The following is a 25,785-nucleotide window of genomic DNA, read 5'->3' as shown; positions in this document are numbered from 1 at the left end:
TAATATTAGATAATAACTCATCTACAAAGTAGTAGTTTTAATTGAGCAAAGAGGCTTAAAGTTATTAATAGATTAAGTTAATTAAATATATTTATAAAACTTATAAATATATTTGATTTAACAAATATTTATTATAGCTTTAAGCCTCTTTGCTTGTTTAAGACATACTTAAATTTTAGGAGGTGAGAAAATGAGAGAAGAATTATTAAGTGTTGGTATTGACATTGGGACAAGTACTACTCAATTGATTTTTTCTAAATTAATAGTAGAAAATACTGAATCAAATTTTTCGGTATCTAGGATAAGTATAGTAGACAAGGAAATTATTTATAAAAGTAAAGTTTATTTTACTCCTCTTATTTCAAACAAAGAAATAAATGGACAACAAATAAAAGAAATAGTTGAAAATGAATATAAAAAAGCAAATATATCTAAAGTAGATATACATACAGGAGCAGTAATAATAACTGGTGAAACAGCTAGAAAAGAAAATGCAAATGATGTACTTCATACTTTAAGTGGATTTGCTGGAGACTTTGTCGTTGCAACAGCAGGACCTGATTTAGAAAGTATAATATCAGGAAAAGGAGCAGGGGCTCATATTTATTCAAAAGAACATTCAACTACAATTGTAAATATAGACATAGGTGGGGGAACTAGTAACATAGCTTCATTTAAAAGGGGAGAAGTAACTGATACTGGGTGTTTGGATATAGGTGGAAGGCTTATAAAGGTAGATAAAGCAAGTAAGAAGATAACTTATATTTCGCCTAAAATAGATAAAATCATAAAAGATAATAACTTAAATCTTCAAGTAGGAACTGTAGCTACAATAGAAAATACAAAACCAATAGTTAATATAATGGTTAATTTATTAATGGAAAGTATAGGATTAAAATCTCAAACGCCTTTATTTGATTTTATAATAACTAATAAGTCGATAAGTATAGATGAAAAAATTAAAAATGTTTCATTCTCAGGTGGAGTAGCAGATTATATTTACTACAATGGAGAAGTAAAGGATTATTTTGAATATGGTGATTTGGGAATTTTACTTGGGCAAGCAGTAAAAAATTGCGAATACCTTAAAAAAGTAAATGTAGTCAAATCAATAGAAACAATAAGAGCAACAGTGGTTGGTGCAGGTTCTCACACTACTGAAGTAAGTGGAAGTACAATAACCTACACTAGTGAGTCATTCCCAATTAAAAATTTACCAGTTTTAAAATTATCAGTTGATGAAGAGATTGGTACTTCAAAACAAATTAGTGAATCCATAGAAAATAAACTTAACTGGTTTAAATTGGAAAATGATTTACAGAAAGTTGCTATAGCTATGATAGGCAAGAAAAATCCTACTTTTTTAGATATACAAGAGTATGCTAAAGGATTTGTAGATGGAATGAAACAAATTATAGAAAATAATTTGCCTTTTGTGGTAATCGTTGAAAATGATATGGCAAAGGTGCTAGGTCAAGCAATATATGCATTATTGAACTATAAAAAAGATATTGTTTGTATTGATAGTGTAAAGGTTGAAAATGGAGATTATATTGACATTGGAAAACCTATAGTTGAAGGTAAGGTTTTACCTGTGGTAATAAAAACATTAGTTTTTAATTAATAGAAGGGGGTAAGTAAATGATTTTAAAGACAAAATTATTTGGACGTACTTATCAGTTTAAAGGCTTATATGATGTAATGGCTAAAGCTAATGAAGAAAAATCAGGAGATAAATTAGCAGGTCTTGCAGCACAATCAGCTGAAGAAAGGATAGCAGCAAAAGTTGTTTTATCACATATAAAACTAGAGGATATAAGAAATAATCCTGCAGTAGCATATGAAGAAGATGAAGTAACAAGAATAATACAAGATGCTGTAAATGAAAAAGTTTATGCAGAAATAAAGGACTGGACAGTATCTGAACTTAGAGAATGGTTATTAGATTCAAATACTACAAGTGCTGATATAAGAAGAATATCAAGAGGGTTAACTTCTGAGATTATCGCAGCAGTTGCAAAACTAATGTCAAATATGGACTTAGTTTATGCTGCTAAGAAGATAAAGGTTACAGCCCACTGTAATACAACTATAGGAGAACATGGAACATTATCAGCAAGACTTCAACCTAATCATCCAACAGATGACCCAGATGGAATACTTGCATCGCTTCTTGAAGGTCTAACTTTTGGTATAGGAGATGCAGTGCTTGGATTAAACCCAGTTGATGACTCGGTTGAAAGTGTTACTAAAGTATTAAAAAGATTTGAAGAGGTAAAGCAAAAATATCAAATACCAACTCAAACATGTGTATTAGCCCATGTTACTACACAAATGGAAGCGATAAGAAATGGTGCTCCTGCAGATTTAATATTCCAATCTATAGCAGGTTCTGAAAAAGGAAATGAAGCATTTGGATTCAATGGCGATACTATAGAAGAAGCTAGACAATTAGCTTTAAAACACGGAACAGCTACAGGACCTAATGTCATGTATTTTGAAACTGGACAAGGTTCAGAATTATCTTCAGAAGCACATCATGGAATAGACCAGGTTACTATGGAAGCTAGATGCTATGGATTTGCTAAAAAGTATGAACCATTCTTAGTAAATACAGTTGTTGGATTTATAGGACCAGAATATTTATATGATGCTAGAGAAGTTGTAAGAGCAGGACTTGAAGACCATTTTATGGGTAAATTACATGGATTACCAATGGGTGTTGATGTTTGCTACACTAACCATATGAAAGCTGACCAAAATGATATGGAAAACTTAGCTATATTACTAACAACAGCAGGATGTACATACTTTATGGGAATACCTCATGGAGATGATGTTATGCTTAACTATCAAACAACAGGATACCATGAAACAGCATCACTTAGGGAAATGTTTGGACTAACAGCAATAAAAGAATTTGATGCTTGGATGGAAAAGATGGGATTCTCTAAAGATGGTAAATTAACAGATTTAGCGGGAGACGCATCTCTATTATTAGGATAGGAGGTATTTAGTATGAATGAGAAGGATTTAAAAGCATTAGTAGAACAGTTAGTTGGACAAATGGTTGGAGAATTAGATACTAATGTTGTATCTGAAACTGTTAAAAAAGTGACTGAAGTTGTAATAGATAATGATGCTTGTATAGATGACATAACAGAAGTTGATATAAGAAAGCAATTACTAGTAAAAAATCCAAAGGACGCAGAAGCTTATTTAGATATAAAGTCTAAAACGCCTGCAAGAATAGGTATAGGAAGAGCTGGTACTAGATATAAAACAGAAACAGTTTTAAGATTTAGAGCAGACCATGCTGCTGCACAAGATGCTGTTTTCTCTTATGTAGATGAAGAATTTATAAAAGAAAACAATATGTTTGCAGTAGAAACTTTATGTAGTGATAAAGATGAATACTTAACAAGACCAGATTTAGGAAGAAAATTCTCTCCAGAAACTATAAATAATATAAAATCTAAACTTGGAACAAATCAAAGGGTTTTGATGTTAGTAGGAGACGGGCTTAGTTCAGCAGCTATAGAAGCAAACTTAAAAGACTGCGTGCCAGCTATAAAACAAGGTCTAAAAATGTACGGAATAGATTCAAGTGAAATTTTATTTGTTAAACATTGTAGAGTTGGTGCTATGGACCACTTAGGTGAAGAATTAGGTTGTGAAGTTATATGTATGTTGGTTGGAGAAAGACCAGGATTAGTTACTGCTGAATCAATGTCAGCATATATAGCATATAAGCCATATATAGGAATGGCAGAAGCAAAGAGAACAGTTATATCAAACATTCACAAAGGTGGAACAACTGCAGTTGAAGCAGGTGCTCATATAGCTGAACTTATAAAAACTATGTTAGATAAAAAAGCTTCAGGAATAGACCTTAAATAAAGTCGAGGGAGTGTAGAATATGAAAAACGATGTAATTCGTCCTAATATATTAGGAATTAAGATAATTTCAAATATAAGTCCAGAAATGGCACAAAAACTAGAACTAAAATCACATCACAAAAGTTTAGGTTTAATAACTGCAGACTGTGATGATGTTACATACACAGCTCTTGATGAAGCAACTAAAGCTTCAGAAGTTGATGTTGTGTATGCAAAATCAATGTATGCAGGTGCTGCAAATGCTTCAACAAAGCTTGCTGGTGAAGTACTAGGGATAATAGCAGGACCAAGTCCAGCAGAAGTAAGAAGTGGTCTAAATGCAGTAGTTGATTTTCTAGAATATGGAGCAACTTTTATAAGTGCAAATGATGATGATTCAATAGCATATTATGCTCACTGTGTATCAAGAACAGGTACATACCTTTCAGAAGTAGCAGGAATAAGAGAAGGTGAGGCATTAGCTTATTTAGTAGCACCGCCACTTGAAGCAATGTATGCGCTGGATGCAGCAATGAAGGCAGCAGATGTTAAGATGTGCGAATTATTTGCACCTCCAACTGAAACAAACTTTGGTGGAGCATTACTTACAGGCTCTCAATCGGCCTGTAAAGCAGCATGTGATGCATTTGCAGAAGCAGTAAAATCAGTTGCAGATAATCCAACAGGATTCTAGGATAATTAAATGGATGCTGTAGGCTTAATAGAAGTAATAGGATATGTTGCTGCAATCGAAGCTTCTGATGCTTGTTTAAAATCTGCAAATGTTAATATCTTAGAAATTGATAAGGTTGGAGCAGGCATTGTTACTTTAACAATATGTGGAGATGTTGGTGCTGTTAAATCAGCTCTAGAAGCAGGTGAAATAGCAGTTTCTAGAATTGGTACATTAAGAGCATCACATATTATACCAAGAATACATAATGAAGTAACCGATGCTTTATTTAAAAATAAAGAACCTAAAGTCTGTGAAGTTTCAGAAGATACAGAGGAAAACTTTGAAATTACATTAGAAATAACTGATAATGTATCGAAAAATTTATCGGAAAAAGATAATGTAATTTTAGATGGCACTGAAAATAGTGAAAATAATAATGAAAAACTATATAGTGATATAAATAAAATTAACAAAGAAATTGAAGTAGTTGATGATAGTTTAACAGAAACTAATGAGGAAAAAATAGAAAATACTAATGATAATAAAGAAATATTAGAACAAGTCAAAATAGAAAATTCTGATTTTGATAGAGATGATTTATCAAAGAACAGCGTGAAAAAACTTAAAGCTATGGCTAAGAAATTAGACTCTTCAATAACTTATAAAGATTTAAATGTTCTTAAAAAAGAAGAATTGATAAACTTAGTTAAAAAACTTAGCAGAGGGGATAGATAGTTATGACACTTTTAGATAAAGATTTGGTATCTATACAAGAAGTCAGAACTCTTGTAAAAAGAGCTAAAGTGGCTCAAGAGAAACTTTCTAAAATGAGCCAAGAGCAAATAGATAAAATAGTAAAAGCTGTTGCAAATGCAACATTTAATAATGCTACTAAATTAGCTAAAATGGCAAATGAAGAAACTGGATTTGGAAAATGGGAAGATAAAGTAATTAAAAATACTTTTGCATCTATGGGAGTTTATGAAACTCTAAAAGATACAAAAACTATTGGCATAATTGGTGAAGATAAAGAAGCAAATACGATAGATATAGCTATACCAGTTGGAGTTGTGGCAGGTCTTATACCTTCAACAAACCCAACATCAACAGTAATATACAAAACTATAATATCTTTAAAGGCAGGAAATACTATAGTTTTCTCTCCACATCCAAATGCAAAAAAATGCATACTTGAAACAGTTAATATAATAAGTGATGCAGCTATAAAAGCTGGAGCTCCAGAGGATTCAATATTATGTATAACTAATCCAAGTATAGTTGGAACTAATGAATTAATGAAACATAAAGATACAAACTTAATATTAGCAACTGGAGGAGAAGCAATGGTTAGAGCTGCTTACTCTTCAGGAACACCAGCTATCGGAGTTGGACCTGGAAATGGACCAGCATTTATAGATAAATCAGCAAATGTTAAGTTAGCAGTCAAAAGAATAATAGATTCTAAAACTTTTGATAATGGTGTTATATGTGCATCAGAACAATCTATAGTAATAGAAAAATCTATGGAAGAAACTGTTTTAAAAGAACTTAAAAATCAAGGTGCGTATATTTTAAATGAAAAAGAAAGTGAGAGATTAGCAAAATTCATATTGAGAGCTAATGGTACTATGAATCCACAAATAGTTGGTAAGAGTGTTGAGGTAATATCAAATTTAGCAGATTTAACAAATGTACCTAAAAATACAAAAGTTCTCGTTGCAAGAGAAAATAAAGTTGGTCATAATGTAGCCTATTCAAGAGAAAAACTTACGCCAATACTAGCGTTCTATGTTGAAGAAAATGTAGAGGCTATTATGAATAGATGTAGAGAAATATTAATAAATGAAGGTGCAGGTCATACCTTCTCAATGCATGCAAATGATGAAGAGTTGGTAAAGAGATTTGCTCTTAACATGCCAGTATCAAGAATACTTGTGAATACTCCTTCAGCACTTGGAGGAATAGGTGCATCAACAAACCTTGTGCCAGCACTAACACTTGGTTGTGGTGCAATAGGTGGAAGTTCAACTTCAAACAATGTAGGTCCACTTGATTTAATAAATGTTAAAAGAGTAGCTTATGGAATCAAAGAAATAGAAGAACTTGGAAGAGATACATCTCAAGTTGAAAAATCAATGTTTGACTCAATTGATAAAGAAGAATTAATAAATCTTCTAGTTCAAAGATTAGTCAAAGAACTAGCATAACTAAAACAAACAATGAAATTTATAGCTATAAATTTCTAAAAATAAAAACTATAAAATTAAATTTTTGGAGGATAAGATTATGGCAAGTACAAACGCATTAGGAATGATAGAAACTAAAGGATTAGTAGGAGCGATAGAGGCAGCAGATGCAATGGTTAAAGCTGCAAATGTACAATTAGTAGGAAAAGAACAAGTAGGTGGAGGATTAGTTACTGTAATGGTAAGAGGAGATGTTGGAGCTGTTAAAGCTGCTACAGATGCTGGAGCTGCAGCTGCTGAGAGAGTTGGAGAACTAATATCAGTTCATGTTATACCAAGACCACATTTTGAAGTAGATGCTATATTACCAAAAGTATCAGCTGAGTAATATAAAAGCAATTTTAAAATTCAAATTTTGATTAAAAAAGAGGCTATCTCAAAAATGAGTCTTACTAATAAACTCAATGTATTTTGAGGTAGCCTTTTTTATACATCTAATAGGAGATGTGATAAAATGGGTGTTTTAACAGAAAACGAAATAAAAAGAAAAATAGGAAAAAACAAAGGCAATGTAACTGAATTTTATATAGAAAAAGGACAAATAATAACTCCTTCTGCAAAATCTTATTTAACTGAGAGAAGTATTGAACTCAAATATATTGATAAGATTTCAGATATAAATAATGAACCCAAAGAAGTTATAAAAGAAGTAGTTAAAGAGAAAATGTATAAATATACTACTGTATTTGGTGCTAAATTGGATGAAAAACCAGAACATATGACTCAATTAAATGGGAATCTTTTAGTTTTTAAAGACCATAAAAGAATAATATTGAGGGGAAAAATAGATTCTCTTGAATCAGAAATACTAAAAGCACAGATTCTTTGCCAAAAACTAGGTATGCCAAAGCTTGTTAAGGAATTACAAGAGGTATTAGACTTTGTAAGAAATATAATGAGATGTGAGGTTTTAGAAGAAAAACTAGAAGATTTTAAACTTTTAGGATTGACTCCACAAGAACTTAGAGAACAATCTCACTATCCTAAAAAATACTTTGGTATAGGACATGAGTTCCCAAGTTATGAAATGGGAGAAGTAGTAGTAGCTATAAATAGTATAAGAAGCAATACACGAGAGGTTGAACTTGCAGCTTACGAAGCATTTAAAGGTGAGTACGGAAATGTTCAAAGAGAAGATTTAATAAAGGCACTTAATAGATTATCGTCAGTATTTTGGATAATGATATATAAAGTTAGAACTAATAAGTATAAGTAGTTGGAGGACGCAATGGAGAGTCTATTAAATGAAATAGTAGAAGAAGTAATAAATAGAGTTAAAAAAGAAGCATTCATAGAAGTTGAGGCATCAGGAAGACACGTTCACTTAAGTAGAGAAGATGTAGATAAATTATTTGGTAAAGGATATACTCTTACAAAATTAAAAGACTTATCTCAACCAGGTCAATATGCTTGTAAGGAAAGAGTCACAATAACTGGTCCTAAAGGAAGTATAAAAAATGTAGTTGTACTTGGGCCATGTAGAAATGAAACTCAGGTAGAAATATCTTTAACAGATGGTTCAACTCTTGGATTAAAAGCTCCTATAAAACAAAGTGGAGACTTAGAAGGTACTTTAAGTATTAAAATATCAACACAACATGATGAAGTTGAACTTGATAAGGGGTTAATGGTTGCTAAAAGACACATACACATGACTCCTAAGGATGCTGAAAAATTCAATGTATGTGATAAAGAAATAGTTGAAGCTAAGGTAATGGGTCAGAGACCTTTAACATTTGATGATGTAGTAATAAGAGTTAGTGACATCTTTAAAACTTACATGCACATAGATTATGATGAAGCCAATGCATGTGGCTATTCAAAAGGGACTGTTGCTAAAATAATAAAGAAAGCATAAATTAATTTAACTTCTAATTTCATTTACTATATACAATGTTGGAAGTATTAAAAATACATAAAAGTATGAAAGATGAATATAGAAAATACCTCTAGGGAGGATTAAATATGAATTATGATGACCTTGTAAATCTAATAATAGAAGAAGTTTATAAAAAAATAAACAATAATGAATTGAAAGTATCTAGTAAACCTAAAGCTGTAATTGTATTTGAACAGGATAGTAGTAAATTTAACTTATTAAAAGATGAATTTGAAATAGTTGAATTTGATAGAAGTACAAAAGAGTGTGAAATAGTGATAGTTTCGAAACTTTGTATGAGAGGATTATCAAACATAGCACTTGGGAATTCAACAAGTGAAGAAGAAAGATTTATACTAAAAATGATTATGAAGGGTAAGAAAGTATATCTCTTAGATGAAGGAATTGAATACAAAAAATATAAGGATACTGCACCAAAAGCATTATATAAGAAGTTTATGTTCTTTGAAGATGAAATATGTAAATTTGGTGTAGAAATTATAAAAGACTTAAATACTATAAATAAAAATAAGTTAAGTATAAAAAGTGAAGTATCAAGTGCTATAGTTTCTAAAAAAGAAAATACAAAAGCTTTAAATAAAGATATAGAAAGTCTAAACAATGTAGAAAGTATGAAGATAGATACTGAATTTAGTTTAGATTTAAGAAATAAAAAACTTATATCAGAAGCTGACTTAAGAAAACCAACTATAAATGGAGTTAAAAATATACTAGTTAATAAAAAAAGTATAATAACGCCATTAGCTGTAGACTTTATGAAAATACACCATCTCAAACTAAAGAAAGTGTAAGGAGGTAATTTTATGGATATAGGAAAAGTTGTAGGTAATGTTTGGGCCACAAGAAAAGATGAAAAATTATGTGGTCAAAAACTTTTAGTTGTAAAAATTTTAAAAACTAAAGACACGTACAAGGAAGGCTTCATGGTTGCAGCCGATAATGCAGGAGCAGGAAATGGAGACTTAGTTCTTATATCCAAAGGTTCCTCAGCTAGAGAATCGATTGAAAAAGTTCATGTTCCAGTAGATGCAACGATAGTTGGAGTAGTCGATTCATTTGAAGTGTTTGATGAATAAAAGTATAGGCACTATAGAGTTTAAAAGTATAGATAAAGGTATAGAAATTAAATTCACAATATATAAGACTGTAATATCATCAGTAGACAGTCAAATAATAAAAAATCTAATAAAATAATGGGGGAACTATGAGTATAAATGAAATTATAATCTATGTAATGGTAGTCTTCATGGTACTTGGGGCTATAGATAAATGTATAGGTAGTAAATTTGGTCTTGGAGAACAATTTGAAGAAGGTATAATGGCAATGGGTTCACTTGCAGTTGCAATGGTAGGTGTTATATGTCTAGCACCAGTTCTTGCTGATGTATTAAGACCAATTGTAGTACCAGTGTTTGATATGCTTGGAGCTGACCCAGCTATGTTTGCTGGAAGTTTGTTAGCTAATGATATGGGTGGTGCACCACTTGCACTTGAGCTTGCAAAAGACCCTAATGCTGGATTATTTGGAGGATTAATAGTAGGTGCTATGATGGGACCTACAATAGTGTTTATAATACCAGTTGCACTTGGAATAATTGAAAAAGAAGACCAAAAATTCTTAGCAACAGGAATACTTGCAGGGATAATAACAATACCTATTGGAGCATTTGTTGGTGGATTAGTTGCAGGATTTGAAGTAATGATGGTTCTTAGGAACTTGATACCAATAATAATATTTGCAGTCGTTATAGCACTTGGATTATTGAAATTTGAAAATGCTATGATAAAAGGATTTACATATTTTGGAAAGGGTGTAGTGATAGTTATAACTTTAGGACTTGCTGCTGCAATAGTTGAAGCCTTAACAGGGATAGTTGTAATACCTGGAATGAAGCCAATAGGTGAAGGTATAGAAATAGTTGGAGATATTGCAATAGTTTTAGCAGGAGCATTTCCATTAGTATTTGTTATAACAAAGGTATTTAATAAACCATTAATGGCTTTAGGAAAAGTTCTTGGAATGAATGATGTATCAGCTGCAGGGCTTGTTGCAAGTTTAGCTAACTGTATACCAATGTTTGGTATGATGAAAGATATGGATAATAGAGGAAAGATAATAAACATAGCATTTTCTGTATCAGCAGCATTCGTATTTGGAGATCATTTAGGATTTACAGCAGGATTTAATGCTAATATGATAACACCAATGATAGTTGCTAAATTAGTTGGTGGTATAACAGCAGTCTTATTAGCTATGGTTATAGCAAGTAAGACATTAAAGAAGGAGAATGTATAAGATGGATATAGCAAATATAGATAAAAACTTAATTGAAACATTAGTAAGACAAATAATAGAAGAAAAAATAAATGGAACTAAAGATACTGTAGATTTTGTTAGAAATAAAGATGTTAGTGGAATAACTTCTATAAAATTACCAACTGTAAAGGTTAGTGAATCTGATAGATTAGATACAGGAAACCCAAGGGATGTAGTTTACACAAAAGATTTATTTACATTAGAGGAAAGCCCAAGATTAGGTTGTGGTATGATGGAAATGAAGGAAACAACTTTTGACTGGACTCTAAACTATGATGAAATAGATTATGTAATAGATGGAACTTTAGATATAGTAATAGATGGAAGAAAGGTTTCTGCTTCTTCAGGTGAGTTAATATTTATACCAAAAGGAAGTAAAATACAATTTTCTGTACCTGATTATGCTAGATTTATATATGTAACATATCCAGCAGATTGGGCATCTCAAAATTAACAAGAAACTGAATTAAGTTAATAATAATCAAATAAATAATTCCCCCTACGTTTAAAAATAGACGTAGGGGGATTAACATTTATTTTTTTATAAAGAAGTTTCTCTTAAAACTAAATTTTCATTTCTCTCAATTAGATGTCTAATAGACCATTCATTTTGAAATAACAATACTGGATTGCTATTTTTATCTTCAACTAATATTGTATCCATTGGTGTTGAAAGCTTATCCGATTTAAAAGTATCAGGTTCAATCCAACGTATATAACGATAAGGTAGTGTGTTCATTATCATATCAACACCATATTCTTGTTTTAGACGATATTCTAAAACTTCAAACTGAAGAACTCCAACTACTCCTACAATAAGTTCTTCCATACCAAAATTAGGTTGTTTGTATATCTGTATAGTACCTTCTTCTGATAATTGTGTAAGTCCTTTTAAGAACTGTTTTCTTTTAAGAGCATTCTTTGTAGATACTCTTACAAAATGTTCAGGAGCAAATTGTGGTATGCCAGTGTACTGTAAATTTGATTTTTTTTCACTTAATGTATCACCAATATTAAATATTCCTGGATCATGTATCCCTATAATGTCTCCTGGATAAGCTGAATCTATTATAACACGGTCTTGTGCTACAAACTGTTGAGGTTGTGAAAGTTTAACCTTTTTGTTTCTTTGTACATGAGTTACTGTCATACCTTTTTCAAATTTACCAGAGCAAATTCTTAAAAATGCAATTCTATCTCTATGAGATTTATCCATATTAGCTTGAATCTTAAATATAAATCCTGAGAAGCTATTAGAATTAGGGTCAATATCACCTAAATTACTGCTACGAGGATTTGGCGGAGGTGTTATTTCTAGAAACGATTCTAAAAATGGTTCTACACCAAAGTTAGTAAGGGCACTTCCGAAGAACACAGGTGTCAATTCACCATTTAATACTCCGTCTAAATTAAAATTATCTCCAGCAATATCTAAAAGTTCAATATCTTCTAGTAGTTTTTCATGAAGAGCATCACCTAATAAAGTATTAAATTTTTCATCAGATATATCTCCAGTTGTAGACTTAGCAATAGATTGTCCATGGTTACCATCATCAAATAGTTCAACTTGGTTTTTATGACGATTAAACACACCTTTGAACTCTTTACCAGAACCAATTGGCCAGTTTACTGGGCAAGAGCGAATTCCTAGAACATTTTCAATATCTTCAAGTAGTTCAAAGGGATCCTTTCCTTGACGGTCCATTTTATTTATAAAAGTAAAAATTGGTATTCCTCTCATTTTACAAACTTGGAATAATTTCTTTGTCTGATCCTCGACACCTTTAGCAGAGTCAATAACCATTACTGCACAGTCTGCTGCCATAAGAGTCCTATAAGTGTCCTCACTGAAATCTTGATGCCCTGGAGTGTCAAGAATATTTATACAAAAGTTATTATATTCAAATTGAAGAACACTTGATGCAACAGATATACCTCTTTGTTTTTCAATTTCCATCCAGTCAGATACTGCATGTTTTTGAGATCTTCTTGATTTAACCGATCCTGCTTCACGAATGGCACCACCATATAATAGAAACTTTTCAGTTAATGTAGTTTTTCCTGCATCGGGATGGGAAATGATTGCAAAGGTTCTTCTTCTTTTAACTTCATCAATCAAGCTTAAATTTTGTTCTGTCATTTTTTATCATCCTTTATTTTAATTTTACGATTATCCAAATATAAAAAATTATATTTATTAATAGTTTTAAAATGAACATAATTTTCCATATGCTATAAAAAACTACAATCCTATTAATATTATAACTTTATTGCAAAACTGTCAATATAGAAACCTTTATTTCACACTCAATTGCACTCTCAAGAGACTCATCTTTTTCAACTTTACCACCAGGAAACTCCCGCATATTTGGAAGACTCATTTGTTGGGATATTAAAGCACATAATATTTCATTATATTCATTATTAAATCATGGAATAACCAGTATTAGAGCATTAAATCATTTGGAGTAAGAATAGAGGATGATATGATAAAAGAGTTAGAATCTAAATGGATGTATTTAAACAAAAAAATAGATTAATTTCTAAAGTTGCACTTTTATAGAAAGGGCATCACCAATATCATGCGTAACTAAAATAGTAGACTTATTTTCATTTTTAATAATACTATAAACATCATCACAAACCAACAATCTAGTTTGATAGTCAAGAGCTGAAAAAGGTTCATCTAAAAGTAAAACATCTGGATTTACAGAAAGTGTCCTAATAAGAGCAACTCTTTGTCTCATACCACCAGATAATTCTTTAGGATACATACTTCTGAAATCCCATAGTCCATAAGTCTTTAAAAGCTCTTCAACTCTATCTAAAGATTTTTTATCTTTTTTTCCTTGAATTTCCAAACCAATAGTTATATTATCCATTATATTTCTCCATTCAAGCAGATTATCTTTTTGAAACATATATCCAATATTTCCAGTAATCTTTACATCACCACTAGTTGGTTTTAAAAGATTAGTAAGAATATTTAAAATTGTAGATTTTCCGCTTCCAGAAGGTCCGAGTAATGTTAGTATTTCGCCTTCTTTCAAATTAAAATTGACATCCTTTAATACTTCAAGCTCGCCTTCCTTAGTGTAGAAGTTCATATTGATATTTTTAACTTCTACTATGTTGTCATTCATCATGCCACCCCCTATAACTTTTAGCTCGTATATATTATGTTATTAACATTACAACCTATTTGTACCATTTTTCATAAATATAATATAAATATTTTGTTTATTTACGTATTTTCTTAGTAACTTGTACGTATAAATTAGAGATAAATAAATTATAAGGTAGGGGATAAAATTGAGTAACATAATAACTAATTTGATAGAGTCAATATTTACTAATCCAATAACTATATTATTTTTACTTGCAATAACTTTGTATTCTATTTTTAAAATTATAGAAAACAACAAGTTGTATTTGTTTGTAGGTTCAAAACTAGAAGAAATCAACCGAGACTATAAAACGAGTGTGTTTTATAGCAAAATAAGGAATGATTACTATACATATAGTAAAGAAAATCCTTATGCTGATGTAAATATAACTTCATTTGTAGAAGAAGTTGTATCAGATTTAAAATATAATAACTTACCGATATTAGAAAAAATTAGAAGTATAAAAAATTCATCTTCAATAAGTATATTACTTGGAGTTTTAGGTACCTTTGTCGGACTTTCTACAATGCTTTTATGTGTTGATACTAAAGATATTATAAATTCACTTCCTTCGACTATTAGTAGCATGCAAACTGCATTTACAACTAGTATATTTGGAGTGGTATTTTCTCTAATTATAGGATATTTTACAAAGATAAAAGACTGTGAACATGTTTTGATACAAATAATGTTAAAATCTGAGAATCTACTGACATCTGAGGTAACTCATATTAAATCAGAAAGAATGGACTTAAAAGTAGAAGAAGTAAAAAATACAATAAAACAAATAAGCAAGTCTATAGAAGCTATTGAAAAATTTGATAAAATATCTAAAGACTTAAATGATTTTAATGATGAATTTATCAGTGGAATAGAAGCTTTAAAAAGTCTTTTAGAAGGCTCTCAAAGTTCTATTAAGACATTTGACCAAAGTGTAAGAAAATTAGATAAACAGTTTAATATTTTAAATGTAAAATTTGTGAAACTGTTTGATAAGTATGATAATCAAGATAATATAAATAAGGAAATTCTATTTGATATAAAAGAATCATCAAAAAATATATATAATTCCACTGAAAGCCAGCATAAAATTAAAGATTATATAAGAAATATAAATGCAGGATTTGCTTTATATGAAAGAAGTGCTCAAGATTTGTTAACTAAATTAATGACTCATGAAAACAAAATATCTCAAAATCAAAAAATTCTTTTAGATGAAAAATACACTCTAGACGATTCAATTAAGAATCTTTCAAGTATTATTGAGAACTTTTCTAATGACTTACAAACCAAACTAGATATAATGTTTGAGAATTCTTTAGACATTCAAGATAAGCTAGATGTTATGTTTAATAACTCCTTCATGCAAGATGAAGTTCCTCTTGATAGTGAAGATTTATTTGAAAATAATATTGATAGCATATTTAATCCTTTGAGTGAAGAAATTTATGAGATAGAAAAGAAAGAAATAAAGGCCATAGGTGAGGATGAGTTAAATGAATAATAAATATAGAAGAACTGTTAACAGAGAATTTGAAAAGAGTAGTTTCTGGCCAACATTTACAGATTTATTATCCACTGTGTTGATGGTTGTAATTCTTATCTTATTTAGTTCAGAAAGTATCTCAGGCTCAGTTGAACAAGATTTAGCTAAAAATGTGAATGCTTCTGTTGAAGAAACCTTTAAAAAAAGTGGTATACCTGTGAAAGTGGATAAGGCTAATGGTCAAGTAACTTTTGGTGAAAGGACAATGTTTGATGTAGATAGTGATGTCTTGAAACCAGAGGCTAAAGAGATGTTAAAAATGTTTGTTCCAAAGTACATAGAAACTATTTATAAAGATTATGGCGACTATATATCTAAAATAGTTATAGAAGGTCATACAGACGATGTAGGAAGCTATATCTATAACTTAGATTTATCACAAAGAAGGGCATATAGCGTTGCTAAATTTATAGTAGGAGATGAAATAGGTAATTATAAATATAAAGATGAAGTAACTAAACATATTATTGCAATAGGTAGGTCAAAAGCTGAACTCGTAAAAAATGGAGATAATAGTGTAAATAGAGATGCATCTAGAAGAGTAGAGCTAAAATATGAAATAAATATTAATCAAAATAAATCAAAATAAATAGTTAAAAAATTATAAAAAAAAAGAAGGCAGTTGGTGTGAGCTTTAAGCCTTCTTTAAGGAAAAAGTTTATTTATTTTTGTTGATATTTAATATATTATAAGTTTTGGAAGAATTTTGCAATATTTTAAACATAAATGGTCGTTTAAAATGCATAACTGGGTACTACTGATGTAAAATAATTCATTTTATATAATATAAAACTTATACAGTGTCAATTTTTTTTATTATTATTTTATAAATGCTAATTAAAATATTATGTAAAAAAATATCATAAAAACGCATATCATGTTATAATTACTAGTGTATTATGAAAATGGAGGCGTAGTTTGTGATAGAAAAAAATATAAATAACAAAAAAAATTCTAAAGTTAAATCCTTAATATTTCTGCTAATAATCTCTGTATCTATTTATTTAACTGGTTGTAGCAGTGCAACAGACAGTGAAAATAATCAATCAAATAACCAAGAAACTTTATCTAGTAGTATATCAAGTGATAAAAATGTAAAAATTCATTTTATTGACACTGGAAATAGTGATGCAATATTAATTCAAGAGGGCAAAACTTTTATATTGATAGATGGGGGAGATAACGATGATGAGAATTTAATGGTAGACTACCTAAATAATCAAGGGGTAAAAGATATTAAATATCTTATAGCTACTCATTCTCATGCAGACCATCTAGGGGGACTTGATTCTGTTGTAAAAAATTTCAATATAGAAAATGTTTTTGTATCAAATGGTTCAGCAGAAACAAAGAGTTACAGAGATTTTATAAATGCTTTAGCAAATAAAGATTTATCTCCAAGTGTACCTCTTGAAAATAAAAAGTTTTATCTTGAAGATTCCTATTTTGAAGTTCTAAATACAAATGGAGGAGATACTACTAATGAACAATCACTAGTACTTGCATATACTAATGGTAACGATAAAGCCTTATTTACAGGTGATGCTGAAGAAGGTACAGAAAAAGAAATACTATCAAAACTTGGAGAAGTAGACCTTTTAAAAGTAGCTCATCATGGTTCTCGTAGTAGTTCATCTCAGGCTTTTTTAGATAAAGTTAACCCTGAATATGCAGTAATTTTAGTTGGAAAAGGTAATTCATATGGTCATCCACATGAAGAAACAATGAACAAATTAAAAAAGATGGGTGTAAAAGTACATAGAAGTGACGAATGTTCAGATATAGTATTTGAATCTACAGGTGATGGAGTTTTTACAAGCTGTAAAGATGGAAGTTACAAAAAAGGTGTTAGAGAAGATGGAAGCTCCGAAAAGTCAAATAACAATACAGGCCAGAATGAATCCTTAAATAAGGAACAAAATGCATCGAATTTGTCAAAAATAGTGTATTTTACTCCAAAAGGGAAGAGTTATCACTCAACAAAAAATTGTAGTGGACTTTCAAGAAGTAAAAAAATATTATCAGGTTCAATTGCAGAAAGTAAGAAAAATGACCCATGTGATATATGTTATGGAAAGCAATAGTTAAAATATAGGAAATAATAAATAAAAAGCAAATAATACAAAATAGTAAATACATATAAAAATAAGCTATTCCAAATAGATAAAATAAAGAAATTAAGATATATTTTATCTATTAAATAGCTTATTTTTTTGATATTCTTTAATAGTTATTTTATAACTCTAAATACACCAGTTACAATACCTACAATTTCAACTTCTGAGTCTTTAAGCATAATTGGTTCCATAAAATCATTTTCTGGTTGAAGTCTTATCAAGTTTCCTTCTTTAAAGAATCTCTTGACCGTAGCAGATTCACCATTTATAAGTGCAACTACTATCTGAGAATTTAAGGCTGTATTTTTTTTGTCTACTACAACGTAATCTTCATCTAAAATTCCTGCATTAATCATACTTTCGCCTTTTACTTTTAATACAAAGTTATTACTGCCCTTTACTAAACTGGCAGGGAATGGAATATATTCCTCTATGTTTTGTTGCGCTAAAATGGGTTCTCCAGCTGTTATTTGACCTACTAAAGGAAGTTCTATTATTTCCTGGTTAGCTCCAGAAACATCATTGACTTTACTACGCTCCAAAACTTCAATAGCTCTTGGTTTAGTAGGGTCTTTTCTTATGTATCCCAGTTTTTCAAGTTTATTTAGATGAGAGTGCACAGTTGAAGTAGATCTTAACCCTACAGCAGTACATATTTCTCTTACAGCAGGTGGATAGCCTTTTAATATGATTTGAGATTTTATAAATTCCAGTATTAAAACTTGCTTTTCAGTTAGATCTAAATACATAACATCACTCATTTCCAAACATATTTTGTTTTTATTTCCATACATTTATATTTTTAATTATAACATAATCCATTTATATCTGCAAACATTTGTTCCTGATTTTTAATCATCTTCAATCCATTCAAAATTCTTAACTATATCACGTTTTACATTTTTTTTATGTGCAGCATAAAGTTGAGTAGTCGTGACATTATCATGGTCGAGTAAATTTTGAACATCGTATATAGAAAATCCTGTTTGAATCAGAGAGGTAGCAGCAGTTGCTCTTAATTTATGAGGGCTATATCCATTATCTCTAGTTGTATCTAGTGGAATAGATGTATATTTTTTTACAAGTGTTCTTATAGCTTTTGCTGTAATTCTTTTATTTTGAAGAGATAAAAATAATGCATCTTTAACTTCATCATTTAGTAAATCATCTCTTGTTCTTTCATTTTGCAAATAATCTTTTATTACATGTTCACAAGTATGATTTATAGGCATTAAGACTTCTTTTCCACGTTTTCTATATATTTTGAATTCACCTCTTGAAAAATTAAAAGAGGAGATATTAAGTTCTCTAAGTTCATTTAATCTAAGCCCATATGTAACAAATAGAGCTAATATAGCCTTATCACGTAATCTAGTTTTTTTCCAATAAACTTTTTCTTTTTCAGTAAGACCTTCACCAGTTTCTACTGATTCTAACATTTTTGCAACTTCATCTATTTCAAGACGTTTAATAGCATCTGGTTGTGGTTTAGGTAGCTTTATTGGATTAAATCCATCAGTTATGTTATTATCTATTTGAGAATTTCTATATAAAAATTTAAATAGAGTAGAGATGGATGATTTTTTTCTTGCCAGAGCTCTATTATTATTTTCAAAAATTAATGTGTTTTTTTCTGTATTTTTATAATATCTGCTGCAATAATCGCCTAAAAATAAGTTTATATCTCTTGATTTTATCATGTTAAAATCACTTTCTGTAATGTCTTTTATACAATCTGCACTTGTTAGTTCCTTTGTCTCAATCATGTATAAGCAGAAAAACTTTATATCTTCTAAATAAGCAAGTCGTGTAGAGACGGCAACAGAACCTTTTAGATATATAAAATAATCTTTCATAAATACAGGAAGTTTATTTTCCAAAAGTAGACATTTTTCTATAAGTTCATTTTCTTTGATGACAATATTATCAGGTTTATCAGATTTATTATGTACTTTTATAATTTTCTTATCATTATTCAAATTTAAACCTCCTAAAATTAAAATATGAATATTTGTAAGTTATTTTTATTAATAACTATGAATATTTGTAAGTTATTTTTATTAATAACAATGTAGCTATGTTAGCATAAATATTTAATTTAATCAATTAATGTATTTTTTAAGAGATTAGTAGCGCTCTAATTGGTTTTCGCACTAACTATTCCCTAAATCCACATTTAAAGACTAGTTCGATTCAAGTACTCTTTTTAAATTTCTCAATATATGTTTAATAAATATTCACTAAAATATATTGAGAAATTTTATGCTTTAATAAAATCTTTTTCAATCTTGAATTTTACTATCTTTTCAAGGAAACTAAAATAAGAAAACTAAAAATAGTAAAATTTAGTATCTTAATTAAAATTTTTAAATGGACTTACTAAACTTAAAATATAAGATATTATGAGAGTTACTATTGAAAAAATAAGCCCTATCGTCATAAAAAAACTTACAAATATATTGTACTTTACTATTAAACTAGATATATTTAAGCTATTAAGCCCAAATAAGTATGTAATTAGACTAATTGTAAATATAACTATAACTATAAAACTCAAACCCTTTAAACTGCTTTTCAAATCAGCACTACTAAGTGACATATGAGTGGAAATTGAATACATTAAAAACATAAATATAAAATATCTTAATGAATATATATCAGGTGTTAACAATATTGTTTTTACAAAATTAGAAACATCATCTAAAATAATCTGTATAAAACCCGCTATATTAAAATTATTAATCATACTTACATATAACTTTAAATCTATGTTTTGTGTTATTTTGATGTAACTATCTGGTAATAGTATTCTAAAAAGTACAATAATCATCATTGTTCCACCTATAATTGGAGCAATTCCTATAAAAAAATTTCCTATACTCTGATAAATATTATCTTTTTTATAACTATGATTTACATATCCTAATACTCCATCATTTTTACTTTCAATTGGTCTAAAGAATTTTACTGAATTTATTTTATGCATAAAAATCAAACACATTATTAAATGACTCAATTCATGTATAAAAGTTCCAACAGCTCCAGTTACAATGACACCAGTTTTTCCAAAAGATAAAAAGATAAATTTATTATTTAAATTTTCTATAATACTAAAAATTAATCCAAATACAATAAATATTTCTATAAAACAAAAGATATTTATTATACTTATTTTAAAAATCTCAACTATATGAATCATAAACTAGAACCTCGCATTTAAGTCTTCAACTACTCTATCTCATATCCATTACAGTTTAAAATTTTACAAGCATTTTTTATATCTTTTTCTTTTATTAAAATATAATCTGTATCATATGTAGAAATTGCAAATATACTTATTTTATTATCAGCTAATAACCCACTTATCTTAGATAAAATTCCTATAAGTGAAAAATCTAAAGGACCTAAGATTTTAAGTATTCTCCATTCTTTTTCTGATTTAATATCAGAAGGGATATTGTTGTTTGAACATACAATGCTCAATTCATCATCAGTTTTAGTTATAGAGTAAAAATTTTCTGTATCTATCCATGTTGGTATTTCACTGTTATTATTTAATCTACATACTGCATACTCTTTTAAAAATAGTTTTAATTTCATAATCTACATCTCCTTCAAACTTATTTGTTTAATTAAGATTATACATTAAAAATTATATAAAATAAAATATATTAAAGTAAAAAAGGTTCACTACAGGGCATCATTTCCATAGTCAACCTTTAAAACTTAATTAAATTCTAACAAAAAGATATATTATCTAGGTTCAATTATAAGTTTGATGGCAGTTTTCTTATCACCTTCGATTTCTATATCAGTAAATGCGGGAATACACACTAAGTCCATTCCACTAGGTGCAACAAAGCCTCTTGCTATTGCAATTGATTTTATTGCTTGATTTAGAGCTCCAGCTCCTATAGCTTGTATTTCTGCAATACCTCGTTCTCTCAGTACTCCAGCCAAAGCTCCAGCTACAGAATTAGGATTAGATTTTGATGAAACTTTTAGTACTTCCATTTCAACATCTCCTTGTTAATTTGTTAAAGTATCCATTACCTAAAGTACTAAATCATAATTGCCATTTACTAATTACAATCATCATTTAAAGTATACTTTTATAAAAATATACTTCTATAATAGATTTAAGAAAACCTTTATTTTTTAAAACCATTTTATAATGAAAAATCTACAAATTTCTTTATATTCTATAAGCATTTTCCAATATTTCTAAATTTATTATACCTTTGAGACATTATTTCTTCTTTAGGCATATCTTTATAATGATTTAATCTTTCTAAAATATAAGACTTCATTTCCTTTGAAACAGCTTCTACATCTTTTTGTGCACCGCCAAGAGGTTCTTTTATAATCTTATCTATTATTTTTAAATCATATAAATCATTACTTGTAAGTTTCATAACATCACAAGCTTCTTTTGCTTTAGATGAATCTTTAAATAAGATACTAGAAAGACCTTCAGGTGAAATTACAGAATAAACTGAGTGTTCTAACATACACACATCATTACCTACTCCGATTCCTAAAGCTCCTCCACTACCACCTTCACCAATTACAAAGGTGATTACTGGAACAGAAAGTTTACTCATTTCAAGTAAGTTTCTTGCAATAGCTTCTCCTTGTCCTCTTTCTTCTGCCTCTAAGCCACAAAAAGCTCCTGATGTATCAATAAATGTCACTATCGGTCTGTCAAATTTTTCAGCTTGTTTCATAAGTCTTAACGCTTTTCTATATCCTTCTGGATGAGGCATACCAAAGTTTCTTTTTATGTTTTCTTTAGTATCTCTTCCCTTTTGGTGACCAACTATAGTAACATTAAATTTTCCTATTTGCCCTATTCCTCCAACTATAGAAGGGTCATCTTTATAAAGCCTATCTCCATGAAGCTCTAAAAAATTAGAACAAATATGTTCTATGTATTCCAAAGTTGTAGGTCTTTTTATATCTCTACTTAACACTACCTTTTCATATGGTGATAGATGTGAAAAGGCATCTTCTTTAAGCTTTGCTAATTTTTCATTAAGAGAGTTTATTTTATCACTTAAATCTATATTATTTGCCTCAGAAATAGCTACTAATTGTTTAATATCATTTTCTAAGACTTTTATTTTATCATTATTATTTTCAATCAAAACAGTTCCTCCTTTATGCCCTATTTCTTGTGCATAGCAAGAATTTGATACAATACTTCCTTCATTTTTCTTCTATCTACTATCATGTCAATAAAACCTTTTTCAAGTAAAAACTCAGAAGTTTGAAATCCTTCAGGAAGTTTTTGATTTATTGTTTGTTCTATCACTCTTGGACCTGCAAAACCAATTAATGTATTTGGTTCAGAAATTATAATATCTCCGAGCATAGCAAAACTAGCAGTTACTCCTCCAGTGGTAGGGTCAGTTAAAACTGATATATATGGTAATGACTTTTCTTCAAGCTTAGCAAGTGCCTGAGAAGTCTTTGCCATTTGCATAAGAGATACCATACCTTCTTGCATTCTAGCTCCTCCTGAAGCAGAACAAATAATTATAGGTAAATTGTTTTTGGCAGCATATTCTATTGAGTAAGTTATTTTTTCCCCAACAATAGAACCCATGCTTCCCATCATAAAATCAGGATTCATTACACAAATAACTGTTTTAATTCCATTTAATCTTCCATAACCTGTGACAACAGCTTCTGACTCATTCGTTTTTTCCTTATAAGAGTCTACTTTTTCTTTATATTTAGGAAAGTTTAATGGATTTTGAAATTCTATATCAGAATTAAATTCCATAAAAGTTCCTTTATCAATCAATAAATTTATTCTATTTCGTACTCTTAAACCATAATGTCTTGAACATTTTGGACATACAAATGAATTTTCTTCTATGTCTTTTCTAAATACATGACTATCGCATCCTTTGCAATAAGTCCAAAATTTATCATCTACACTATTCTTTTTAAAGTTGTCATCTAAAGAAATCGTAACATACTTAGATTCTTTTGATGATAAAAATTTTTTTATCATAATCTATTTACTCCTTATAATGTAGCAAATTCCTTCTTCATAAAGACATCTTCTATAAATTTGGTATGATGAGTATCTTTTCTAAACTCTTCACTTGTTACAAGTGCCTTTTGGAATTCTACATTTGTATTAATACCTTCTACAATAATTTCATCTAGAGCTCTATAAATTCTATTTATACATTCTTCTCTAGTCTCAGCCCAACATATTAATTTACCTATCATAGAATCATATAAAGGTGGTATAGTATATCCTGTATATACAAAAGTATCAAATCTAACACCAAAACCTCCAGGTAAATTTAATGACTCTATCTTACCTGGTGATGGAGCAAAATTATTTGATGAATCTTCAGCATTTATTCTACACTCAATAGCATGGCCTCTAAAAATAACATCTTCTTGTTTAAAAGGTATTTCTTCTCCATTAGCTATAGATATTTGAAGTTTTATAAGGTCAAGATTTGTTACCATCTCTGTGACTGGATGTTCAACTTGTATTCTTGTATTCATCTCTATAAAATAAAAGTTTTTATCTTTATCAACTATAAATTCAATAGTACCAGCACCGATATAACCTACACCTTTTACTATATCCACTGCAATTTTATGAAGATTTATTCTTTCTTCATCTGAAAGGTATGGGCTTAAAGACTCTTCTATTACTTTTTGATTTCTTCTTTGCATAGAACAATCTCTATCACCTAAATGTATTGCATTTGAATGTTTATCACCAAATACTTGTACTTCTATATGTCTAGGATTTTCTATAAATTTTTCCATATATAAATCGCTATTAGAAAATGCTGCTAGAGCTTCTGAACTTGCCATATCAAAATTTGAAAAAAGCTCTTCTTCCTTTCTAACGATTCTCATACCTTTCCCACCGCCTCCACTTGAGGCTTTTATAATAACAGGATAGCCAATTTCTCTTGCAACTTCTAAAGCTTCTTCCTTAGTTTTTAAAACAGATTCTGAACCAGGAACAACAGGGATATTTAATTCCATCATAGTTTCTCTTGCTCTAGATTTATCTCCCATCAAAATCATTTGTTCTCTTGTTGGACCTATAAAAATAATATTATTCTCTTCACATTGTTTTGCAAATTCAGGGTTTTCTGATAAAAAGCCAAAACCTGGATGAATAGCATCACATTTTAATTTAAGAGCAAGGTATATAATATTTTCTATGTTATTATAACTCTTGCTTATATTATTTGGCCCTATGCAAATAGATTCATCAGCTATATATCTATGAAAACAATCTTTATCTATTTCAGAATAGATAGCAACAGTTTTTATGCCTAGTTCTTTACACGTTCTGATGATTCTAACTGCTATATCGCCTCTATTTGCAACTAGTATTTTTTTTATCAACTTAAATACCTCCTACTACAATGGTTTTATCTTAAATAAAGGTTGATTATATTCTACTAGTTCTTCATTATCAACTAATACTTCAATTATTTCACCTTTAATTTCACTTGTTATTTCATTCATAAGTTTCATTGCTTCTAATATACATAAAGTGTCACCTTCTTCAACTACATCGCCAACCTTGACAAAGCTTTCTGCATCTGGACTTGGAGAATCATAGAATGTTCCCATCAAAGGAGCTACTACTATTGATAAATTCTCATTAGATACTACAGGTGCCTCGTTTACAAATGGCTTTTCTAAAGAAAGATCTACTACCGATTCTTGTTGTACACTTAAAACAGGTGAGCTTGTAACTTCAGTTTTTTTAGATGCTTCTAATTTAAAATCGCTACTTTCAAGCTTTACATATTCTAAGTTAGTTGAGTCTATGACCTTTAATAATTCCTTAATTTCATTGATGTTCATGTTGTTACCCCCTTGTATTATTACCTGGTGCTAATATTATATCACAAAAAGCAAATTTATAAAAGAAAAAG

General features: G+C 29.4%; 28 protein-coding genes. 17 read left to right on the top strand and 11 right to left on the bottom strand.

The window, feature by feature from the left end:
• Window positions 1–190 precede the first annotated feature (190 nt).
• The 14 genes from eutA (at window position 191) to KGF46_RS06250 (ending at window position 11,472) form a co-directional block, all read left to right on the top strand.
• Window positions 191–1,624, top strand: a complete 1,434-nt coding sequence (gene eutA, locus KGF46_RS06310) for an ethanolamine ammonia-lyase reactivating factor EutA (protein WP_227861867.1) — start codon at window positions 191–193, stop codon at window positions 1,622–1,624.
• 17 nt (window positions 1,625–1,641) lie between these two features.
• Window positions 1,642–3,006, top strand: a complete 1,365-nt coding sequence (locus tag KGF46_RS06305) for an ethanolamine ammonia-lyase subunit EutB (protein ID WP_227828058.1) — start codon at window positions 1,642–1,644, stop codon at window positions 3,004–3,006.
• 12 nt (window positions 3,007–3,018) lie between these two features.
• Window positions 3,019–3,900, top strand: a complete 882-nt coding sequence (gene eutC / locus KGF46_RS06300; RefSeq protein ID WP_227828057.1) for an ethanolamine ammonia-lyase subunit EutC — start codon at window positions 3,019–3,021, stop codon at window positions 3,898–3,900.
• A 19-nt stretch (window positions 3,901–3,919) separates the two neighbouring features.
• A complete protein-coding gene (gene eutL, locus KGF46_RS06295) occupies window positions 3,920–4,573 on the top strand; it encodes an ethanolamine utilization microcompartment protein EutL (RefSeq protein ID WP_003423987.1) in 654 nt (217 codons plus the stop codon).
• A 9-nt stretch (window positions 4,574–4,582) separates the two neighbouring features.
• Window positions 4,583–5,290 (top strand): BMC domain-containing protein, encoded by a 708-nt coding sequence (locus KGF46_RS06290; RefSeq protein WP_227841653.1) that lies wholly within the window; start codon window positions 4,583–4,585, stop codon window positions 5,288–5,290.
• 2 nt (window positions 5,291–5,292) lie between these two features.
• Window positions 5,293–6,762, top strand: coding sequence for an acetaldehyde dehydrogenase (acetylating) (locus KGF46_RS06285; protein WP_227861866.1), 1,470 nt, complete (start codon window positions 5,293–5,295; stop codon window positions 6,760–6,762).
• Window positions 6,763–6,841: 79 nt separating this feature from the next.
• Entirely contained in the window at window positions 6,842–7,129 is a 288-nt protein-coding gene (gene eutM, locus KGF46_RS06280) for an ethanolamine utilization microcompartment protein EutM (protein WP_003428692.1), read from the top strand.
• Between the two features lie 126 nt (window positions 7,130–7,255).
• On the top strand, window positions 7,256–8,017 hold the full coding sequence (locus KGF46_RS06275) for a cobalamin adenosyltransferase (RefSeq protein ID WP_227861865.1): 762 nt from the start codon (window positions 7,256–7,258) through the stop codon (window positions 8,015–8,017).
• A gap of 12 nt (window positions 8,018–8,029) precedes the next feature.
• Window positions 8,030–8,659, top strand: coding sequence for an ethanolamine utilization phosphate acetyltransferase EutD (gene eutD / locus KGF46_RS06270; protein ID WP_227839443.1), 630 nt, complete (start codon window positions 8,030–8,032; stop codon window positions 8,657–8,659).
• A gap of 107 nt (window positions 8,660–8,766) precedes the next feature.
• Entirely contained in the window at window positions 8,767–9,492 is a 726-nt protein-coding gene (locus KGF46_RS06265) for a TIGR02536 family ethanolamine utilization protein (protein WP_227839442.1), read from the top strand.
• A gap of 12 nt (window positions 9,493–9,504) precedes the next feature.
• Entirely contained in the window at window positions 9,505–9,777 is a 273-nt protein-coding gene (locus KGF46_RS06260) for a EutN/CcmL family microcompartment protein (protein ID WP_227839441.1), read from the top strand.
• Entirely contained in the window at window positions 9,770–9,895 is a 126-nt protein-coding gene (locus KGF46_RS20000; RefSeq protein WP_255640451.1) for a hypothetical protein, read from the top strand. The genes KGF46_RS06260 and KGF46_RS20000 overlap by 8 nt, the downstream gene beginning before the upstream one ends.
• A 10-nt stretch (window positions 9,896–9,905) precedes the next feature.
• Window positions 9,906–10,997 carry an ethanolamine utilization protein EutH gene (gene eutH, locus KGF46_RS06255; protein WP_227861380.1) on the top strand — a complete coding sequence of 364 codons (1,092 nt, stop codon included), beginning with the start codon at window positions 9,906–9,908 and terminating at the stop codon, window positions 10,995–10,997.
• Between the two features lies 1 nt (window position 10,998).
• Window positions 10,999–11,472, top strand: a complete 474-nt coding sequence (locus KGF46_RS06250; protein WP_227828049.1) for a cupin domain-containing protein — start codon at window positions 10,999–11,001, stop codon at window positions 11,470–11,472.
• Window positions 11,473–11,559: 87 nt separating this feature from the next.
• Here the strand turns inward: KGF46_RS06250 and KGF46_RS06245 are convergent, their stop codons facing one another.
• Both KGF46_RS06245 and KGF46_RS06235 read right to left on the bottom strand, forming a co-directional pair.
• Window positions 11,560–13,158: a peptide chain release factor 3 gene (locus KGF46_RS06245; protein ID WP_227850369.1), complete on the bottom strand. Its 1,599-nt coding sequence runs from the start codon at window positions 13,156–13,158 to the stop codon at window positions 11,560–11,562.
• A 403-nt stretch (window positions 13,159–13,561) separates the two neighbouring features.
• Window positions 13,562–14,161, bottom strand: a complete 600-nt coding sequence (locus KGF46_RS06235; protein ID WP_227482658.1) for an ABC transporter ATP-binding protein — start codon at window positions 14,159–14,161, stop codon at window positions 13,562–13,564.
• A gap of 169 nt (window positions 14,162–14,330) precedes the next feature.
• Here KGF46_RS06235 and KGF46_RS06230 point away from each other — a divergent pair, with 169 nt between their 5' ends.
• The 3 genes from KGF46_RS06230 (at window position 14,331) to KGF46_RS06220 (ending at window position 17,815) form a co-directional block, all read left to right on the top strand.
• Window positions 14,331–15,689: a hypothetical protein gene (locus tag KGF46_RS06230; RefSeq protein WP_227828047.1), complete on the top strand. Its 1,359-nt coding sequence runs from the start codon at window positions 14,331–14,333 to the stop codon at window positions 15,687–15,689.
• On the top strand, window positions 15,682–16,320 hold the full coding sequence (locus KGF46_RS06225) for an OmpA family protein (RefSeq protein ID WP_227841645.1): 639 nt from the start codon (window positions 15,682–15,684) through the stop codon (window positions 16,318–16,320). Before KGF46_RS06230 ends, KGF46_RS06225 begins: the two co-directional genes overlap by 8 nt.
• Before the next feature lie 331 nt (window positions 16,321–16,651).
• A complete protein-coding gene (locus KGF46_RS06220) occupies window positions 16,652–17,815 on the top strand; it encodes a ComEC/Rec2 family competence protein (RefSeq protein ID WP_227828045.1) in 1,164 nt (387 codons plus the stop codon).
• A 146-nt stretch (window positions 17,816–17,961) separates the two neighbouring features.
• On the opposite strand, the gene lexA is transcribed toward KGF46_RS06220, so the two are convergent.
• The 9 genes from lexA to accB all read right to left on the bottom strand — a co-directional run bounded on the left by lexA (window position 17,962) and on the right by accB (window position 25,714).
• On the bottom strand, window positions 17,962–18,597 hold the full coding sequence (lexA, locus tag KGF46_RS06215; RefSeq protein WP_227828092.1) for a transcriptional repressor LexA: 636 nt from the start codon (window positions 18,595–18,597) through the stop codon (window positions 17,962–17,964).
• Between the two features lie 102 nt (window positions 18,598–18,699).
• Window positions 18,700–19,827, bottom strand: a complete 1,128-nt coding sequence (locus KGF46_RS06210) for a tyrosine-type recombinase/integrase (protein WP_227828044.1) — start codon at window positions 19,825–19,827, stop codon at window positions 18,700–18,702.
• Window positions 19,828–20,201: 374 nt separating this feature from the next.
• Window positions 20,202–21,047, bottom strand: coding sequence for a hypothetical protein (locus tag KGF46_RS06205; protein WP_227861864.1), 846 nt, complete (start codon window positions 21,045–21,047; stop codon window positions 20,202–20,204).
• Window positions 21,048–21,076: 29 nt separating this feature from the next.
• On the bottom strand, window positions 21,077–21,448 hold the full coding sequence (locus KGF46_RS06200) for an ACT domain-containing protein (RefSeq protein WP_227841643.1): 372 nt from the start codon (window positions 21,446–21,448) through the stop codon (window positions 21,077–21,079).
• A gap of 153 nt (window positions 21,449–21,601) precedes the next feature.
• Window positions 21,602–21,862 carry a stage V sporulation protein S gene (locus KGF46_RS06195; RefSeq protein ID WP_003424039.1) on the bottom strand — a complete coding sequence of 87 codons (261 nt, stop codon included), beginning with the start codon at window positions 21,860–21,862 and terminating at the stop codon, window positions 21,602–21,604.
• Window positions 21,863–22,050: 188 nt separating this feature from the next.
• Window positions 22,051–22,995: an acetyl-CoA carboxylase carboxyltransferase subunit alpha gene (locus tag KGF46_RS06190; RefSeq protein WP_227839433.1), complete on the bottom strand. Its 945-nt coding sequence runs from the start codon at window positions 22,993–22,995 to the stop codon at window positions 22,051–22,053.
• Between the two features lie 20 nt (window positions 22,996–23,015).
• Window positions 23,016–23,870, bottom strand: a complete 855-nt coding sequence (gene accD / locus KGF46_RS06185) for an acetyl-CoA carboxylase, carboxyltransferase subunit beta (protein WP_227828040.1) — start codon at window positions 23,868–23,870, stop codon at window positions 23,016–23,018.
• A gap of 14 nt (window positions 23,871–23,884) precedes the next feature.
• Complete coding sequence (gene accC / locus KGF46_RS06180) at window positions 23,885–25,246, bottom strand: acetyl-CoA carboxylase biotin carboxylase subunit (RefSeq protein ID WP_227828039.1); 1,362 nt, start codon at window positions 25,244–25,246, stop codon at window positions 23,885–23,887.
• Window positions 25,247–25,261: 15 nt separating this feature from the next.
• Window positions 25,262–25,714 carry an acetyl-CoA carboxylase biotin carboxyl carrier protein gene (gene accB / locus KGF46_RS06175; RefSeq protein ID WP_227828038.1) on the bottom strand — a complete coding sequence of 151 codons (453 nt, stop codon included), beginning with the start codon at window positions 25,712–25,714 and terminating at the stop codon, window positions 25,262–25,264.
• Window positions 25,715–25,785 lie beyond the last annotated feature (71 nt).

Origin of the sequence: Clostridioides sp. ZZV14-6153 (genome assembly GCF_020657855.1) — a bacterium.
GTDB lineage: Bacteria > Bacillota > Clostridia > Peptostreptococcales > Peptostreptococcaceae > Clostridioides.
This window is presented reverse-complemented; position numbering and strand designations above follow the sequence as displayed.